Genomic DNA, 15,173 nt, shown 5'->3' on the forward strand with positions numbered 1-15,173 from the left:
TTAGTAAGAAAACGCTTACATTCGTTACTCTAAATTATTTCACTATGCAGATCTGGAAAGAATATCAAGACAAGAATAAAGACCGCTTTTTAAATGAATTACTGGACTTACTTCGTATCCCAAGCATTAGTGCAAAGGGAGAGCATAAAGCTGACATGATCAAATGTGCTGAGGCTTTTAAACAACGTTTGCTTGAAGCGGGTGCAGACAAAGTTGAGATCTACCCTACCGCAGGCCACCCGATCGTGTACGGAGAAAAGATCATAGACCCAAGTAAGCCAACTGTATTGGTTTATGGGCATTATGATGTGCAACCTGCAGAACCACTTGATCTTTGGAAAAGCGGGCCATTTGATCCTGTAATTGTAGATGGAAAAATATTTGCAAGGGGTAGTTGCGATGACAAAGGGCAGGTGTATATGCATGTTAAAGCTTTGGAAACTTTAGTTAAAACAAATACACTTGAAAGCAATATCAAGTTTTGTATCGAAGGTGAAGAAGAGATCGGATCTCCTAACCTGGGGGTATTTGTTGCCGCACATAAAGAGCTATTAAAAGCTGATGTGATTTTGATTAGCGATACCGCAATGATCAGTTTAGATACACCCAGCATTGATATCGGTGTAAGGGGTCTGAGCTACATTGAAGTGGAAGTAACAGGCCCAAACAGAGATCTGCATAGTGGCGTATATGGAGGTGCTGTTGCAAACCCTATTACTATCTTAGCAAAGATGATCGCAAGCTGTCATGATGAAAATAATCATATCACTATTCCTGGTTTTTATGATGATGTAGTAATAGCTACTGATGAGGAAAGAAAATTAATGGCTGCAGCTCCATTTGATGAAAAAGAATATAAAGATGATCTAGGCATAAAAGAATTGTGGGGTGAAAAAGGATTTACCACCAATGAAAGAACCGGCATAAGACCTACGCTCGAGTTAAATGGCATCTGGGGCGGTTACCAGGGTGAAGGAGCAAAAACTGTTTTACCAAGTAAAGCATTTGCAAAAATTTCAGCCCGATTGGTTCCCAATCAATCATCTGTAAAGATCACAGAAAAACTGTTGAACCACTTTAAATTAATTGCTCCTGCAGGCGTTACCGTTAGTGCATTCGAACATCATGGAGGAGAAGCTTACATGACCCCCATTGACAGCATAGCATATCAGGCTGCAGCAAAAGCAATTGAAACAACCTTTAATAAAAAACCTATTCCTGTTCGTGGAGGCGGAAGTATTCCTATCTGTGCATTATTTGAAAAAGAATTAGGTGTTAAGATCGTATTCATGGGCTTTGGATTGGATAGCGATAACTTGCATAGTCCGAACGAAAAATTCAACCTGGAAAATTTTTATAAAGGCATAGAAACGATCCCATTTTTTCACAAAAACTTTTGTGAATTAAGTAAATAAAAAAAAGCGGTTCCAAATGGAACCGCTTTTACTATACCCTAAAACCCTAATTTTTTATAATTCGTTGTGTTTGGGTACCACTTTGTGTTTGAACCTCTACGGTATAAGTTCCTTTTGGTAATACTTCCAGATCTTTCAATACAATAATATTTTCACCTGCCTGAAGTCCAATTGAACGTTTAATGGCGACTTGGCCAGATATATTTACAATTCTTATGGTTGATATCTGATCATTATCACTGTGCAATTGTATTTTAATATTATGTACAAATGGATTTGGATAAATATTAAGTTGATTGATCTTTTCTTCTCCACTCAAACGCAGTGCAATAATTTTTGTTAACGATATATTATCATCTCTATCATAAATTTTCAATCTATAATAAACTACACTGACTGCATTATTATAAAGAATATTAATAAACTGATAATTATTTACCAATTGAGAAGTACCGTTACCTGCTATCGTTCCTACTTTGTAGAAATTAATTCCATCAAAACTTTGTTCAACTTCAAAATGATCATTATTATCTTCGCTAACAGTTGTCCATCTCAATACTGCATTTCCATTTTCTTTAAATACATTAAATGAAGACATTTTTACAGCTAAAGAACCTCCTTCCGGACCAATAATAGCTGTGGCGTCATCTACATATTGATCACCTGAAATACCTTCTCCCATAATACGCACTAAGTTGGCTACTGTTGTAACCTGACTGGCTATAGCTGGTGTTATTACTTTGAATCTCACAGAATAATTTTCACCTGATTCCAATACTCCACCTTCAGAACTCGTTGCTCCCGTACCAATATAAAACTTAACGTATGTTTTACTACCAACTGTTCCTTTAAAAGCAACATCATCGCCGGCATTATCTGTTTTACTACCAACAATACCACCGGGTGATGCCAGAACTTCTAAGCTACCTGAAACAAAAGTTACATTAGATGGAATCGTATCTATCACTGTGCACTTATATGCTGCCCCAATACCAACATTAGAACCTGATAATGTATAAGTAAGTATTTCATTTGTTGTCAACGCATGAAATGGAGGAATCGCATCACTTACAGCTTTGTCAATGAATATACTCGGCTCTTTTGTTTTCATAGTAAAAGCAAATACACTTGGGAAATACTGATCTGCTTCTGTGCCAAATTCAACAGTTGCTTGAGTTGCATTGGGTACTATTCCAAATCCTGTTCCAACATCTGTTTCATCCAGATCCAAACCAAACTGATTTATATAGTTGGGAAATTTAGTGGTAACGTCTACCCCATTTTCGGTAATGGTTCCGTTCCAGAAATTCGTAGCAGGGTTATGAGCATTCGTTACTGTAATATTATTCAATTTCATAAAATCTCCGTCAGGGTTAATAACGGATGCGGCCAAATTTGCATCACCTTCCCAAGCCATCGTAGTCATATATGCATCGGATGAATTTAATGGCGTACTTGGTGCATTTAAACCGGTAAGCGTTATTGATTGGGTTGTTACATTTCCGCCACTGTACACTTGCAGAAAACCATCATAAATTCTAACACTTGAATAAGTTGACGTTGGGTTTTCATATACCACTACAATACTCCAACCAGCATAAAAGCCTCCGCTATTTCTGGACCCTGTTGCTGCAGTAACATTTGCTACTGTATAAGTACCTGCTCCATTTGAACTGATAAAACCGGTAATATCAACATATGACTGATAAGCAGAATCTGTATAAATTGCTGCAGCAGATGCTTTATCAACCTGACCACTTGGAGCTATACCAGTGGTATAAGGACCTGCATTTCCTTTTCTAATCAGGATCGTACGCAAATTAATATTATCTGCACCACTCATTCCACTTGTTATTCTTCCTCCCCAATACAAACGAGCATACTTGATAGTATTGGTACCGGCAGGAAGCACAAGGTCTGCAGAAGATGAATTGAATGTAGGATTTAATCCGGACCCGGTTAATTGCAGATCAAAGAACAGGTCATCTGTTCCACTTTCGTTACTTGCCGAAGTGTGTACTTCTACCTGTATGGTATTGTTACCATTAACAAATGGTGCACCGGAAGGGACAGTAAAACTTGTAATTGTTTCAGGTTCGATGTCACCCATCGCATCTGTATTATAATCAGGTGTACCGACATTCATATTTATTCTACCCACTTCAATTCCATTTACATATACAACTGCACCATCATCTAAATTCAATTCGAATATAAACTTATCATGATCTGCCGGATCGAAATTTATTGTTTTGGTGAAGTAATATGTTCTGCGATCGGTAAGCGTTGTATTTACGCCTCCCGTAGGGCCGTAGCCTAATGGTGCACTGCCCGGACCACCTGCAAGTGTAGTAACATTAGGCCAACCCGCTGGCTGGCTGTTTGCATTGGAATAATTCCATGAACTTCCGTATGACACAAGTGAAACAGGCGTTCCTCCTCCATCAATATCAACAAACTGCATGTTTGAATTATCATTACCATACTGGCTTGTTGTTCCATTAGCATAATTACCATAATCATTCATACGGTATAATAATTCATCACCGTTTGCACTATCCATGCGCATGCTTGTATTACCAAACATTATATGCCCTCCTTTTAAGCTATTGGAATAGATTTGGTTATACGGTCTTATTACTTGAGCCGTAGAATAAATAGATGAACAAAGTATAATGAAGATTGTATAAAACTTTAATCTGCCATTTTTTAGTGGGGTAAAAATTTTCATGACTGGGTCTGTTTATGGTTAACAAATAAGTTCCCCATATGATATTGCAGGATCGAAAATTCAAACTGAAAGGGTTCTTACAGGAATTGAAATTAGCTGTTCACTATTTGCACATTATGCTGGAAGTTATAAAGGGCGGATCTCGTTCTTAGAAGTATATAAGAAAACAACTCTTAAAAGAATCGTAAACCAGGTACGGCTATGTATGCTTCTATTCGGTCTACTAAGTTACTTTTTTAATTATTAAATGCAAATAAACCCGACTATCTTTTTATATTATCTTACTACGAAATGACTTACTTGTAGTTACATATATTATCCGTTTTTATTTTGCACCCGGAGGACAATTTTTCCTTAAATAATCGGTGTAGATATTAGATAAATGTGCTCTTGTGCCTTCTCCTTCAGAGAGGCTGTGTGTTCTGTTAGGATAAGGCATAAACTGAAATAACTTATTATATTTTATCAGTTCATTCACCAATGCTTCGGCATTGCTATAATGCACATTATCGTCGCCTGTACCGTGTATCACCAACAAGTTCCCTTTCAAATTTTTTACATAATTGATAGCGGAACCTTTTACAAAATCTTCTCTGTTTTCCTGCGGTAAGCCCATGTATCTTTCTTCATAAATATTATCATAAAACAGCAAATTATCTAGTGCTGCAATAGATATACCTGTTTTAAAAAGTTCCGGATATTGAAACAGTAGATGCAAGGTTGTAGAACCTCCTCCACTCCATCCCCAAACAGCCACTCTGTCTTTATCGATGTAAGGTTTATCTATTATTTTTTTTGCTGCCATCGCAATATCTCTCACATTAATTCTACCGATATTTCTGTAAATAGCTTTACGCCATGCTGCTCCTTTCAAAGATGGCGTTCCTCTGTTGTCTACCGACACCTGAAAGTATCCTTCGGCACTCATATCTCCATCATACAAAAAATTATTCTGATTCCCGTATTCATCTGTTACTGTACTACTACCCGGCTCACCATACACATAAAATACGATCGGATATTTTTTTGTGCTATCGAAATTGATCGGCTTGTTGATCCAGGCATCTAGCGTCACTCCATCTTCTGTAGTGATCTTCGTATACTCAACTGTGGTGTTGGGAATTTCTGTAAAATCTGCTGAAGTTAAAGGCATTTTGTTTTGCAAATTGACCCATTCTTCTACAGGAGGTACTTTATAGCTACTGAAAGAATGCTTTGCCCATCTTGCATTTGGAGAGAGCGTATAGTCATTCGTTCCTTTTAAAGAGAGATTAGATATAGCTTCAGGTTGTTTGCTTTTACCATCCAATTTTACTCTATACAAATACAATTGCGTTGCATTATCCGGCGAAGCCATAAAATAAACATATCCGCCTTTGGTGTCTATACACTTGATATTCTGAATATCATATTTCCCAATAGTGAGCAATGTTTCTTTTTTACCATCACTGCTTAGTTTGTAGATATGTCTCCACCCATCCTTTTCACTAACCCACAGAAATTCCTTTCCGTTGTTCAGCCATTCCCATCCTGTAGGATCATCATTATTCCAGTAATCCTTTGTTTCGATCCATGAATTATTACTTTCAGTATAAAAAGAATAACTGCTGCCATTAACAGTATTACAATAAAACAATTTACTTACCTGTTGTTTCCTATTTAATTGCTGAATAACTAAAGTTTTAGCATCATTCCATTCCATCCGGGTAATATAGTGCTGTTGCGGATCTCCTTCAACATTCATCCATTTTATATTACCACTGTTTACATTGATAACACCTATTCTTGCAGGAGATGGAGACTCCCCCACTTTGGGATACTCTACCGGTATCACTCTTGAATAAATAGAGTCTGTTGTATTCAGCATATAGTAATCCCTTATCTTGGTAGCATCAATTTGCCAAAAAGCAATCGATTGTCCGTCAGGACTCCAACGAAAACCATCTCTGCATTGAAACTCTTCTTCATACACCCAATCAAAAGTACCATTGATCAATTTTCGTGTACCATCAAACGTTAGTTGCTTTATTTTGTTTGACAAAATATCTTCTACATAAATATTTTTTTCGCTTACGTAAGCTACCGATCTTCCGTCAGGAGAGAGTTTTGCATACATCAACGATTGCGGTGTTAATGTAGCCCCCAGTTTTGACAATTTTTTTGAAGGAATATCCAACACCCAATAATCGCCCCTGGTTTTATAACGCCACACTCTGGCAGTGTTTGTAAAAATCAATATTTTGTTATTGTCAGCGCTGATACTAAACGCCGCTACAGATGTTGGTAATCCAGCCAGTAATTCAGGGTCAACCAGATGTGTTTCTGCTCCGGTTGCCAGATCTATTTTTAAAATGCTTTTGCCGGTCAGCTTATAATAGCCATTTCCATCACTTGTCCATTTTATACCATCTCTTGGAAATTGTGCTGATAGTGTTTGAACCGAAAAAACAACAATAATTATAAGCAGCCATTTATGCGTTTTAATACCCATATATTTACATTTATAGGACTAAATTAAACAAATACCCCCTGTTATAATTACCATTCGTATAAAAGAATTTATTTTTGAATATGGAAATTGAAAAACTCAGGCTGGACAAGTATTTATGGGCTATCCGACTTTTTAAAACAAGAAGCCAGGCGGCTGATGCATGCGATAAAAACAAGGTGAAATATAAAGGAGATAATGTAAAAGCATCTAAGACGGTAAATATTGGCGATGAATATGAAGTAAAGACCGAGGCTAAACGCTGGATCATAAAAGTAACGGGATTATTACCGAAAAGAGTTCAGTACAGCGAAGCAATTAAGTTTTATGAAGATATTACTCCAGTTGAAGAATTAGACCGCATCAAATTTCAGGCGGCTGTTTTTCATACCGGTAAAAGAATGAGTAAGCAAGGCAGACCGACAAAAAAAGACAAAAGAGACCTGGACGATTTTACACAATGGAATACGGATTAAAGAGATTTCCCCGAATTCTTTTCATCTTGAAAAAGATTCAATTTACAAATGCATAAGTTTGAAGTATGAAAATAGATATTATTTCGGTAGTGCCGGATTTATTACAGAGTCCTTTTGCACATTCAATCATGAAGAGAGCAAAGGACAAAGGTTTGCTGGAAGTGAATGTGATCAATCTAAGGGAGTATACTACCTACGCCAGAGCACAGGTTGATGACTACCAGTTTGGCGGGGGGGCGGGCATGGTAATGATGGTAGAGCCCTTGGTAAATGCTATCGAAAGTTTACAAAAAAAAACTACTTATGATGAGATCATTTTCCTGACTCCGGATGGAGAAACCTTCAATCAGAAAACAGCCAATCATCTATCTCTGAAAAAGAATTTATTGTTGATCTGTGGTCATTATAAAGGTATTGATCAGCGTGTAAGAGACCATTTCATAACCAAAGAGATCTCTATAGGTGATTATGTATTAAGCGGAGGAGAATTGGCAGCCGCAGTTTTGGTAGATGCTATTGGCAGGCTGATACCCGGTGTTTTAAATGATGAGACTTCTGCTCTCACAGATTCGTTTCAAGACAACTTATTAGCCCCTCCTGTATATACCCGGCCTGAGGAATTCAGGGGCTGGAAAGTGCCCGAAATTCTCCTGAGCGGCAATCATGCTAAAATTGACCAATGGCGTCAAGAGCAGGCCCACAAAAGAACACAGGAAAAAAGACCAGATTTATTGGAGGAATAATTCAGAAATATTTTGCTTATTAACTGCCTAATACTATCTTTGCCGTCCATTAACAAAAACGCCGCGTTGGTCAAGAGGTTAAGACGCCTCCCTTTCACGGAGGAATCACGGGTTCGAGTCCCGTACGTGGTACAAAAAAGCTTCAACACATGTTGAGGCTTTTTTCGTTTTATCACTACCTTCATTGTTTATATTATTTTTTTATATGATAAGAATACTCATTCTCCTAGGTGGTATTGCATATGCAGGATCGCCGCTGTTTGCTCAAACTCCAAAAGTTTCATCAGGCTCAGTAAAACGTTTCGAAAATTTTGCATCAAAATACGTTGATGCAAGAAACATAGATGTATGGCTGCCCAAAGGATATAGTACTAAAAAAAAATACCAGGTATTATATATGCATGATGGACAAATGCTTTTTGACAGCGCTATTACGTGGAATCATCAGGCATGGGAAGTGGATGAAGTGGTAGGAAAGCTTATCAGCCAAAAGAAAATAAAACCATGCATTGTGGTGGGTATATGGAATAGCGGAGCCAACAGAGATATCGATTATGTTCCTCAAAAACCTTTTGAAACAATTTCCCCTGCTCAACAGGATTCATTATTGAAAGTAAGAAAACCAGACGGCTCTCCTGCCTTCTCTGGTAAAGTACGATCTGATAAGTACCTAAAATTCTTAGTGACCGAGTTAAAACCTTTTATCGACAAAACATTTTCTACATTAAGCGATAGAAAAAATACTTTTATTGCCGGCTCCAGTAAAGGAGGATTAATCTCGATGTATGCTATCTGCGAATACCCTGCAATATTTGGGGGTGCCGCATGCCTTTCTACACATTGGACAGGTGTATACACTTCAGACAACAACCCTATTCCCGATAAGATATTACAATATTTATCTGTCCATTTACCCTCTCCTAAAAACCACCGTATCTATTTTGACTATGGCACAGAAACACTGGATGTTTTATATGAAAGATTCCAACTGAAAGCTGATGCGATCATGAAAGCAAAAGGATATACTACCACAAACTGGATCACAAAAAAATTTCAGGGAGATGACCATAGTGAAAATGCATGGAGAAAAAGATTGCATATACCTATGACATTCTTACTGAATAAATAATTTTCAGCGGTGACGCTTTTTCTTGTTTTCCATTCTTCCGATTACTACAAACAAAGCCGAAATGAAGTAAAATAAAACTGTAAGCATTACAGCATTAAACAATGCTCTGGTCATCCCGATCTGACTGACATCAATAAAAGGATAAGGATAGAAACCAGATACACTCCCCCGAAAGATCACGAATACGGCGTAGACAAAAGGATATATCAACCAGGGGAAAATACTTTTAAAATGCAATTCATCCTTCAACATCAACACTAGCCAATAAAGTAAAAACATCACAGGAATTACCGAATGCAGCAATTCATCTACGATCCTTTGCAAGCCTTGCGGATTCCACAAAAACCTCAGTATTACGTTATATACTAATCCGACAACAAAAATATATACAGTAACCGCTGCAAATGTTTTTTGTTTGGAAAAAAAAAGTCCCCAACGAGAATCCGGCAGCAATGATAATGTAGTACAACATACTGCTACAATAATATTGGTAAGAATTGTAAAATAACTAAAATAACGAATCAGCAATTCTGGTGTAGATGCTATTTTGCTGGTAATGTTAATGTAAAACTGTGCTATCAATGCAAACCATCCTAAAGCTCCTACTATTGCCAGATATACTTTGCCGGATAAGTTTTGTTGTGGCATATCTATTGTATAAAAATTGTACTATATAAATATATCCAATTTTTACATAAAGACAATTTCTTGTTTAAATAAAGATGGGTTGCCATAAAAGCAACCCATCTTATTTGTTCAAACCTGTATTATCTTCCTATTGTTTTACAATTTTTGTACTTGATATAGTAGTCTTACCATTCATTATTTTCACCAGATAAACACCCTTTGGTAAAGTAGAAATATCTATTTGTGAATTTATTAATGCTGTTTTCTTAGTTAATACCTGACGTCCATTAATGTCAAATAAACGAATTTCTGATGCACCTTCATATCCTGTAAGATTAACATTTACTGTATTTCTTGCCGGATTAGGATATATCTCTACCAACTGCTTGTTTTTATTAACAGTAACAAAATCACTCACTACTTTAGAAGCAGTTCCCGTAGCTACTTTCAAGGTATAACAAACAGATGCACTGTAAGCACTATTGTATCCGTACACTCTAACGTAGTAAGTGCCTGCTGCTGCAGTATAATTAATTGTTTCTGCTGTAGTACCGCTGTTTTGAGAAATACCCACCTGCGTTGTACCGTTACTGCTATACAATTTAACATCATAATCACCAGGCAATGTTCCTAACGTGATTGTAATTGTACCTCCTGTAGTAATTACAAATTTGTAATAATCTACATCAGTAGAAGTATTGATCAATCCGGTAACATTTGTATTCAACGGAATTTGTGCAGCACCGGAAACTGTACCATTAGTAGCATTATCGTAGGTACTTACACAACTTGTACTAACAGATGTAGTAGCATTCAAAGCATAACAAACTGTTGTACTGAATGCACCGCTGTAACCAATTACTTTTATGTAATAAGTTCCTGCAGCCTGGCTTGTTAACGCTATAGACTCGTTTGTTGTAGACGCATTTTCTGAGGCCCCCAACTGAGTACCAGCAGCATTATATACATACAGATCATAGTCTCCTGGCAAATTGCTAAGTGCCACTGTAATGTTACCAGTAGTGGTTGTTACTATTTTATAATAATCGATATCTGTAGATGAACCGATTGCCGCAGATATTGGAGTGCCTGTAGCAATAGCAGCGGCAGTTGCTAAAGTTTCATTAGCCTCATAAGCAGTAGTACAGGTTGTTGTTACTGCTGCTGTGGTAAACTGTGATGCGGTTGCTACACTTGTTCCGCTTGTACAATTTGTGGTCACTCTCCAATCATAAGTAGAGGAAGCTGTTAAGCCACTCAATGCAACAGATGTTGATGTAGTTGCTGTTGCCGCATTTATCCATGTTGATGATGAGGTTAGTTTATAATCTACTACATAACTTAATGCCCCACTAACTGCAGTCCAGTTTATCGTTGCACTGTTTGTAGTAATAGCAGAAGAAGTTAAACCGCTCGGTGCATTACAAACAGCAGGAGCTGTTGTTGTAAACTGTGCCTGTACAGCAGTACCACTTCCTGAAGTACAAGTCGCCTTCACTCTCCAATCATAGGTAGATGCTTGTGTTAAACCTGATAATACCACAGATGTAGCAGTAGTAGCAGTTGCTGCGCTTACCCATGTTGATGAAGACGTTAATTTATAATCTACCGCATAACTAATTGCTCCGCTAACTGCAGTCCAGCTCACTGTTGCAGTATTATTACCAATTACCGAAGAAGCTAAACCAGTCGGGTTTCCACAAGCAACAGTACCTCCAATTGTAAAATTGGTATTACTGATATCAAAGAAAATATTTCCAACCGCTTCTATTTTAATTCTTGCTGTTGTAGTTGGAGTTGCAGGTATGGTTAATACCTCGCTACCATCATTTGGTGTGCTTGCAGCTAAGACTGTAGGGAATGTCTGACCTCCATCAGTTGACAAAGAAATTTTAACATTCGCACAGTTTATAGGAGTTCCTGCAGTACCATTCACACTCCAGGTAATAGTTTGAGAAGAGCCGCCAGCCCATGTAACAGCTGTATTAGGTGCCGTTACCGCAAAAGGACCGGTTGTGCTTGATATTGTTACATTTACATCATCGCTGTTGTTAGCACCACCACCAGCATTATTATCTCTTACTGTCAGTCTGAAAGCCAATGTCCTTGCTACTGAAGGTAATTTCTCCCATGTATTTCCATTTGTACCATCAAGGATAGACGCTAAAATCGGGAATGTTCGTGTAGGAGATGTTGTATATGTTCTTGAACGAAAAACAGGACCAGAAGTAGCAGTAGCACTAGGCATAGTGGTAGTTTTAGTTCCTGTATTGTATTGCTCCCATGTATAAGTTAACACATCACCTATGGTAGCATCTGTAGCTACTCCTGTTAATGCAAACGGAGTTGATTTAGGAATGGTATAATCGGCTCCGGCATTAACTGTTGGTATTGCGTTACCCGTAGACGTTACTACTGCACAACTACCTCCACCCGTTGCTAATTTTATATAATCTGTAATTTGTTCTACACTTCTTGCATGAAAATAATCGTCGCTATGAGCTTGTACATCGGTAGTACCAGTAATACCGGCGTATCCCATAATTGTAGAACCGCTACCTGGCTCCATTTGTGAAGCTGTACCTGTTTCATTGCTGAAAGTAAAAGTATGATTAGCTCCAAATTGATGCCCCATTTCATGTGTTGTGTAATCTACTACAAACGGATCCCCTTCTGGATTTACATGAGATGTGAAAGCACTTCCTTTAGAGCCTGCTTTACAAACACATGCAATACAACCTGCATTACCATTATTATTTGCAGCTGAAGATTCTTTATGCACCAGATGTCCGATATCATAATTAGCACTACCTATTACCGCATCAATTGTTTGTTGTGTTTTTGTATTCCATTCTGTTGACCATGGATCAGTAGATGGATTCAAATAAATGATCGCATCATTGTTAGCAATCAAATTCATATGTATGCCAAAGTCCCTTTCATAGATACCATTTGTTCTGGTAAGTAACGTAACCATTGCCGCCAATACTTTTGATTTGCGTTGTGCATCACTTGTCTCAGTTCCATCCAAAAAATATTGAGCATACTCACCTGTACATGCCAGTGCCAGTCTGTACGTCCTCAGTTTGCCATCATCCGCACCTCTGTACAATGTTGTAGGTGCAGGTGCTACATTAACTAATGACGCATCTGCAGTTTCAGGAGTTAAACAATGAAATGACTGTTTGTAGTTAACCATATCTTGTCTTGAAAAAACTACATATGATCTGCTGTCTCTGTCAACAGGATCTATGTAAATTGTTTTTCTATCAGATGATAAGATCATTGCATGAAAACCTCTTGGAGAATAATCGCAACGAATGGTTGATGTAGGATCATCAATACCTTGTCCTGCATAAGATTTTATATTGGGGTATTTTTCCGCTAAAGCCGGATCCATTACCGGCGCTTCAACTAATTTGTATCTTTCTATTTTACCATCAGCATTAGGTACTGATAAAATAAAATCTGATTTATCTGCAGATATGTGTTTTAACAATGGCGCAGATTCAATATCAACTTTGAAAAAATTTTCATTTAATTGAAAGATCTTATATGCACTCGGTTTGTATCTTTTTGCAAACAGATCTTTTTTAATAGAAGATTCTTTTACCTGTTTCCAAAAATTTCTTTCCTGTGCACTTACCGTTAAAATCATCATTAACGAAAATGCCAACAACAACAGTTTTCTCATAATAGTCGTTTGTTTTTTAAATAAATAAGGAATAAATGTAGCTTTTTGGCAAGCAAAAACCAATCCAATTTAACAATTGTTTATAAAATATTTGTAATTATTTGCTATTTTTCTGCAATAAAAACAGAAAAAATAACCATTTTTTTGTAAAATTTTATTTCTAACTCTTTGATAATAAATTGTAAACTTGCATAAATGAACCGATCTGTATTCACTTTATTAAAGAAGGACCTTTTACTGGAATTAAGGCAACAACATACCTTTTATGGGATAATTCTGTACCTGGTAGCCAGCATTTTTGTAGTAAACCTGTCCATCAATAAACCCGAAGGTGATGTCTGGAACGGATTATTCTGGATCATACAATTGTTTGTTTGTATCAATGCAGTGGCAAAAAGCTTTCTGCAGGAGAGCCGTGGACGGATGCTTTACTTTTATTCTATTGCCGGGCCGCAGGAGTTTATTATTGCAAAACTCATTTATAATATTATTTTGATGTTGATCATGAGTTTGCTCAGTATCGGGTTGTTTATTGTATTGCTAAAAAACCCTCTCACAAATACTATTACCTTTATAGGAATTGCTTGTTTAGGTGGTATAAGTTTAAGCCTGGTCTTCACCTTACTGTCGGCTATAGCCGCAAAAGCTCAGCAAAATGCCGCATTAATGGCCATTTTAGGTTTCCCACTAATCATACCTCAATTATTGTTGTTAATGAGATTATCAAAAACTGCATTTGGTGAGGTTTTCAGAGAAGGCGCCCTCATGCAGCTATCTTTATTGATTGTTGGATTAGATGTAATGGTGATTGTTCTGTCTATAATTCTATTTCCTTTTTTATGGAAAGATTAGCATAAATAAGTTATCCTGAGTATTATAATTTATTGTTACCAAGTATTTACCGTTTTTTCAACCCTACTTTCCTTTAATTTTGCAGATACAATTTTTTTATGCGTAAATCCTGGTGGAAAATATTAGCGGTAGTTTTATTAATCTATACATTTACCGCAGGCTTTTTGATTAAAGTGCCTGACCTCGGTAATTTAAAAGAAACCATTCGTAATTTATTTTTTCATGTACCTATGTGGTTCGGGCAAATCATATTACTAACCGTTTCACTTATCTATTCCATTAAATATTTGCGCTGCCCGAATTTAAAGCATGATATCTATGCAGCAGCATTTGCTAAAACAGGCATATTCATGGGTATACTCGGTTTGTTAACCGGAGCTATCTGGGCAACATACACATGGGGAGAGCCATGGAGTAATGATCCGAAACAAGTTGGAGTAGCAATTGCATTGCTTATTTATTTTGCATACCTGGTATTAAGAAATTCAATGCCTGATATTGACAGAAGAGCTAAAGTAGCAGCAGTGTACAACATCTTCGCTTATTTTATTTATCTGCCGTTGATAATGATCTTACCAAGATTAGTTGAATCGCTTCACCCCGGAGGTAAAGGCGTACAAGGCAACCCGGGGTTAAACGGAGCTGATCTGGATGCTACCATGCGACTGGTTTTTTGGCCTGCTGTAATTGGCTGGACATTATTAGGTGTATGGATCAGTACGGTAAGTATCAGAATAACTTTATTAAGAGATAAAAATTTAATTCATGAGTAAGAAAATATTCAGTTTGCTGGTTATGATCTGTAGTTTTTTAATTACTACAAACACCTTTGCACAAACTAATGCAACAGAAGAAAGCATCATGCGTAGCAACGGAAAAATATATGTAGTGATGGCTGTTTGTATCACTATTTTAGTAGGACTTATTTTATATTTAATAACCATTGACAGAAAAGTAGGAAAGATAGAAGACAGAAATTAAGCCAGCGGTCTGCTATCTTTTTACATTCCTTGCCATC

The 15,173-nt window shown here is 37.1% G+C and carries 11 protein-coding genes and 1 tRNA gene; 8 read left to right on the forward strand and 4 right to left on the reverse strand.

The window, feature by feature from the left end; all coding sequences use genetic code 11:
- The first annotated feature begins 44 nt into the window (after nucleotides 1-44).
- Nucleotides 45-1,415, forward strand: a complete 1,371-nt coding sequence (locus LK994_RS01590) for a dipeptidase (protein WP_229761128.1) — start codon at nucleotides 45-47, stop codon at nucleotides 1,413-1,415.
- A gap of 46 nt (nucleotides 1,416-1,461) precedes the next feature.
- Here the strand turns inward: LK994_RS01590 and LK994_RS01595 are convergent, their stop codons facing one another.
- Both LK994_RS01595 and LK994_RS01600 read right to left on the reverse strand, forming a co-directional pair.
- A complete protein-coding gene (locus LK994_RS01595) occupies nucleotides 1,462-4,146 on the reverse strand; it encodes a T9SS type A sorting domain-containing protein (protein ID WP_229761129.1) in 2,685 nt (894 codons plus the stop codon).
- A gap of 325 nt (nucleotides 4,147-4,471) precedes the next feature.
- Nucleotides 4,472-6,637, reverse strand: a complete 2,166-nt coding sequence (locus LK994_RS01600; protein ID WP_229761130.1) for a S9 family peptidase — start codon at nucleotides 6,635-6,637, stop codon at nucleotides 4,472-4,474.
- A gap of 80 nt (nucleotides 6,638-6,717) precedes the next feature.
- Between LK994_RS01600 and LK994_RS01605 the strand changes: the two genes are divergently transcribed.
- From LK994_RS01605 to LK994_RS01620, 4 genes are all read left to right on the forward strand, one after another.
- Complete coding sequence (locus tag LK994_RS01605) at nucleotides 6,718-7,110, forward strand: RNA-binding S4 domain-containing protein (protein ID WP_229761131.1); 393 nt, start codon at nucleotides 6,718-6,720, stop codon at nucleotides 7,108-7,110.
- A 65-nt stretch (nucleotides 7,111-7,175) separates the two neighbouring features.
- Nucleotides 7,176-7,853: a tRNA (guanosine(37)-N1)-methyltransferase TrmD gene (gene trmD, locus LK994_RS01610; RefSeq protein WP_229761132.1), complete on the forward strand. Its 678-nt coding sequence runs from the start codon at nucleotides 7,176-7,178 to the stop codon at nucleotides 7,851-7,853.
- Between the two features lie 60 nt (nucleotides 7,854-7,913).
- A tRNA-Glu gene (locus LK994_RS01615) sits at nucleotides 7,914-7,985 on the forward strand.
- Between the two features lie 73 nt (nucleotides 7,986-8,058).
- Nucleotides 8,059-8,982, forward strand: a complete 924-nt coding sequence (locus LK994_RS01620; RefSeq protein ID WP_229761133.1) for an alpha/beta hydrolase — start codon at nucleotides 8,059-8,061, stop codon at nucleotides 8,980-8,982.
- A 3-nt stretch (nucleotides 8,983-8,985) separates the two neighbouring features.
- On the opposite strand, the gene LK994_RS01625 is transcribed toward LK994_RS01620, so the two are convergent.
- Both LK994_RS01625 and LK994_RS01630 read right to left on the reverse strand, forming a co-directional pair.
- Nucleotides 8,986-9,630: a Pr6Pr family membrane protein gene (locus LK994_RS01625; RefSeq protein WP_229761134.1), complete on the reverse strand. Its 645-nt coding sequence runs from the start codon at nucleotides 9,628-9,630 to the stop codon at nucleotides 8,986-8,988.
- A gap of 127 nt (nucleotides 9,631-9,757) precedes the next feature.
- Entirely contained in the window at nucleotides 9,758-13,303 is a 3,546-nt protein-coding gene (locus tag LK994_RS01630; protein ID WP_229761135.1) for a reprolysin-like metallopeptidase, read from the reverse strand.
- 195 nt (nucleotides 13,304-13,498) lie between these two features.
- On the opposite strand from LK994_RS01630, the gene LK994_RS01635 reads away from it, so the two are divergent.
- The 3 genes from LK994_RS01635 (at nucleotide 13,499) to LK994_RS01645 (ending at nucleotide 15,136) form a co-directional block, all read left to right on the forward strand.
- Nucleotides 13,499-14,155: a heme exporter protein CcmB gene (locus tag LK994_RS01635; RefSeq protein WP_229761136.1), complete on the forward strand. Its 657-nt coding sequence runs from the start codon at nucleotides 13,499-13,501 to the stop codon at nucleotides 14,153-14,155.
- Nucleotides 14,156-14,253: 98 nt separating this feature from the next.
- Nucleotides 14,254-14,928, forward strand: a complete 675-nt coding sequence (ccsA, locus tag LK994_RS01640) for a cytochrome c biogenesis protein CcsA (RefSeq protein WP_229761137.1) — start codon at nucleotides 14,254-14,256, stop codon at nucleotides 14,926-14,928.
- Complete coding sequence (locus LK994_RS01645; RefSeq protein ID WP_229761138.1) at nucleotides 14,921-15,136, forward strand: CcmD family protein; 216 nt, start codon at nucleotides 14,921-14,923, stop codon at nucleotides 15,134-15,136. Before ccsA ends, LK994_RS01645 begins: the two co-directional genes overlap by 8 nt.
- Nucleotides 15,137-15,173: the final 37 nt, after the last annotated feature.

The sequence above is a fragment of the Ferruginibacter lapsinanis genome, assembly GCF_020783315.1.
In the GTDB taxonomy this organism is placed as follows: domain Bacteria; phylum Bacteroidota; class Bacteroidia; order Chitinophagales; family Chitinophagaceae; genus Ferruginibacter; species Ferruginibacter lapsinanis.